The organism is Streptomyces sp. BV286 (genome assembly GCF_019090165.1).
In the GTDB taxonomy this organism is placed as follows: Bacteria; Actinomycetota; Actinomycetes; order Streptomycetales; family Streptomycetaceae; genus Streptomyces.
Genome location: NZ_JAHRIB010000180.1, coordinates 1 through 3046, shown reverse-complemented (window position 1 = coordinate 3046; position 3046 = coordinate 1). Strand labels below are relative to the sequence as shown.

General features: G+C 66.2%; 3 protein-coding genes and 1 tRNA gene. 2 read left to right on the top strand and 2 right to left on the bottom strand.

Features of this window, described 5'->3' with window-relative positions; translation table 11 throughout:
* Positions 1 to 459: DUF3662 domain-containing protein (locus tag KUF83_RS35070; protein ID WP_254644824.1), on the bottom strand; the 459-nt coding region annotated here is incomplete at its 3' end.
* Between the two features lie 501 nt (positions 460 to 960).
* Here KUF83_RS35070 and KUF83_RS35065 point away from each other — a divergent pair.
* Positions 961 to 1047, top strand: a tRNA-Leu gene (locus tag KUF83_RS35065).
* A gap of 604 nt (positions 1048 to 1651) precedes the next feature.
* Here the strand turns inward: KUF83_RS35065 and KUF83_RS42235 are convergent.
* Positions 1652 to 1903, bottom strand: a complete 252-nt coding sequence (locus tag KUF83_RS42235) for an integrase core domain-containing protein (protein WP_308403278.1) — start codon at positions 1901 to 1903, stop codon at positions 1652 to 1654.
* A gap of 324 nt (positions 1904 to 2227) precedes the next feature.
* Here KUF83_RS42235 and KUF83_RS35055 point away from each other — a divergent pair.
* Positions 2228 to 3036 (top strand): IS5 family transposase gene (locus KUF83_RS35055; protein ID WP_217457892.1). Its coding sequence is split into 2 segments (ribosomal slippage): positions 2228 to 2567 and positions 2567 to 3036, totalling 810 coding nucleotides; the frame shifts between segments, so codons are not numbered across the junction.
* Positions 3037 to 3046 lie beyond the last annotated feature (10 nt).

Genomic DNA, 3046 nt, shown 5'->3' with positions numbered 1-3046 from the left:
GCCGTAGCCACCGGCCTGGCCGCCGCGGGCGGCCGCCGGGGGCGGGCCCGCGGGGGCGCGCTCGGGAGCGGCCTGCTGGTTCGCGGAGGAGGCGAGCGTACGACTGCGTACCCGGTACAGGCCCGTGTCGAGGTCGTCCGCCTTCTCCAGGTGGACCTTGATGGTGCCCATGAAGGTGTAGCGCTGCTGCTTGGCGTAGTCGCGCACCATGCCGGCCAGCTCGTCGCCGAGCTGGCCCGAGTAGGGGCTGAGACGCTCGAAGTCCGGCGTGCTCAGCTCCACGATGAAGTCGTTGGGGACCACGGTCCGGTCGCGGTTCCAGATGGTGGCGTTGTTGTCGCACTCGCGCTGAAGCGCTCCCGCGATCTCCACGGGCTGGACCTCGGACTTGAACACCTTGGCGAAGGTGCCGTTGACCAGACCTTCGAGACGTTGCTCGAACTTCTTCAGGACTCCCATGGGGCACCTCCTCCGTCGTCGTTGCCCTGGTACTGCTTACTGATCGTATCCACGCGCCGGGAAATCGGCTGGTTCCCCCTGTCGGAGCGGTCGACAGATGTCGACGTCCACTGAAGTCCCCTCCCGAAGTTCCCGCCCGAGCTCCTCTTCGAACTCTTCCGCGGTACTCCGTACGGGAAGGATCGTAGAGGCGGCCTCACCACAGTGTCCCGCACGCGACTGTGGGTCCCGGCCCTCTCCAGGGCAGATGGCCGGGACCGGTACGAGGTTGATACGTGAACCGGTTCCGGTTGGTACGTGGAGGGTGGGAGCGATGGGATCCGGGGCGCCACAGGAGGTGCTCCCGCAGGTGATGGTGGGGTGGGACGGGGGCTGATTGCCTTGCCGCTGCCCTCCCGCTGCCCTCGGAAACGGATGTGAATCCACCCCATCCAGCGTGCTAATCTTCTGGATGTCGGCAGGCGCTCACCCCCCTGGTGAGAGACGGACGACACACCCAATGCGCGGGTGGCGGAATAGGCAGACGCGCTGGATTCAGGTTCCAGTGCCCGAAAGGGCGTGGGGGTTCAACTCCCCCCTCGCGCACCAGGAGCACCGAGGAAAGTGCTCTAGTTGCACTGAAGGAGCGGGCGGCATCGTGATCACGATGCCGCCCGCTCCTTCAGTGTGCGACCAGAAGCACGTGGACCGCTGACGGCTTGGAGTTGTCGGCGGTCCGATTTTTCCGGTGTGGAATCTTCAGCTGCTCTGCCGCCGGGCAGGCTGGTTGCCGCAGGCTAGCGGCGGCTGTGAGGAAGGTCTCAGGGCTGGGTGACGCACCCCTTGGGAATTTAGGTGCCGTGGCTCGGCCTTGCGGCGGCAGGTAGGGCCGACGCTGAGGTCGATCACCTTGCAAGGCGATGGACTTCGCCGAGGCGGTGAGCTTGCGGTGCCGACATCTTCGAGGCGTTCGTAGCGAGGGCTCTTGACGTAGCCGTTGGTGCCTTCGACGCTGTTGCGGAGGCGGAAGTACACGCGCTGCCAGGCTTTGGAACTGTCCTGGAAAGGCTGCCAGAGGTTGGCTCAGGGCTCGGATCGGATCTTCGAAAGGGAAGCATCACCTGATAACAGATGTGATCATCTCGGATGAAGCCGGACGGGTAGCGAAGTCCGGCGGAGGCCCGAGGCCTTTCCTCTTGATCTTGGGCACGGGCTATGCGGCCGGGGCCAGGGTAGTTGATGTTGTGTTGAGTGCTGTTTCGAAGGTGATGGGACCGCGTTGTCCGAGGCTGGAGTGGCGGTGTCGGGTGCGGTAGCGGTGCAGCCGGCGGAACAGGTCGAGGCAGGCTTCGCGCTCGTCGGCCCAGGCATTGCGGCCCTGGATCGTCTCCCGCTTGCAGGTGGCGTTGAAGGACTCGAGTGCGTTGTCCGCTGAGCTGCCGAGGGTGCTCATGCTCTGGATCACGCCCGCCCGGCGGCAGGCGTCGGCGAACGCCCGGCTCGTGTACTGGGCTCCCGGGTCGGTGTGTATGACGGCGTCGGCGAGGCTGCCGCGGCACCGCTCGGCGGCGGCCAGGGCGTCGTGGCCAGTTCGGCGCGTATGTGGCTGGCGATCGCCCAGCCGGTCAGGGTGCCGGGATGCGAGGTCGAGGCCCGTGGCCAGATGTAGAAGACTTTTCGCCGGTCAGGGGGAGGTAGGTGACTGCCGCCGAGGTACTTACTGATCGTTTCAGAATGAAGTTCGTTGTGGGGCTTGGCAGTTGGGTGTTGTGTCGGCACGATTTGTTGGGTGTCTGCTGATCTTGTGCCTGATGACCTGTGGGAACGTGTGGCCCCGTTGTTGCCTGCTCGTCCGCCCAGGCGGCGCCGGTATCCCGGGCGGTTGCCTGCAGATGACCGGGCTGCCCTGCGGGGCATCGTCTACGTGCTGTGCAAGAGCGTGAGCTGGCGGGACGTTCCGGCGGAACAGGTCGGCTGCAGCGGGGTGACGGCCTGGCGGCGTCTGCGGGACTGGACCGAGGCCGGCGTCTGGCCGCAGCTGCATGAGGTGCTGCTGGCGGAGCTGCGGGCCGCGGGTCTGCTGGACATGGACGACGCTGCGATTGACGGCTCGCACGTCCGGGCGCTCAAAGGGGGGCTCACACCGGACCTTCGCCGGTCGACCGGGCCCGGCCCGGCAGCAAGCACCACTTGATCGTCGACCGGCACGGCACCCCGCTGGTCGTCGCGCTGACCAGCGGGAATCGTCACGATGTCACTCAGCTGATGCCCCTGCTGGATGCGATACCCCGCATCCGCGGTGTTCGAGGTCGGCCACGTCACCGACCAAGCCGGCTGTTCGCCGACCGCGGCTACGACTACGACAAGTACCGTCGTCTTGTCCGGGCCCGCGGCATCACCCCGAAGTTCGCCCGGAAAGGCACCCCTCACGGCTCCGGGCTGGGGAAGACCCGCTGGGTCGTCGAGCGGACCTTTGCCTGGCTCCACCAGTTCAAGCGACTCCGGATCCGCTACGAGATACGCGCCGACCTCCACCTCGGACTCCTCCAACTCGCCTGCAGCATCATCTGCTTGAGACGACTCCGAATCTCATTCTGAAACGATCAGT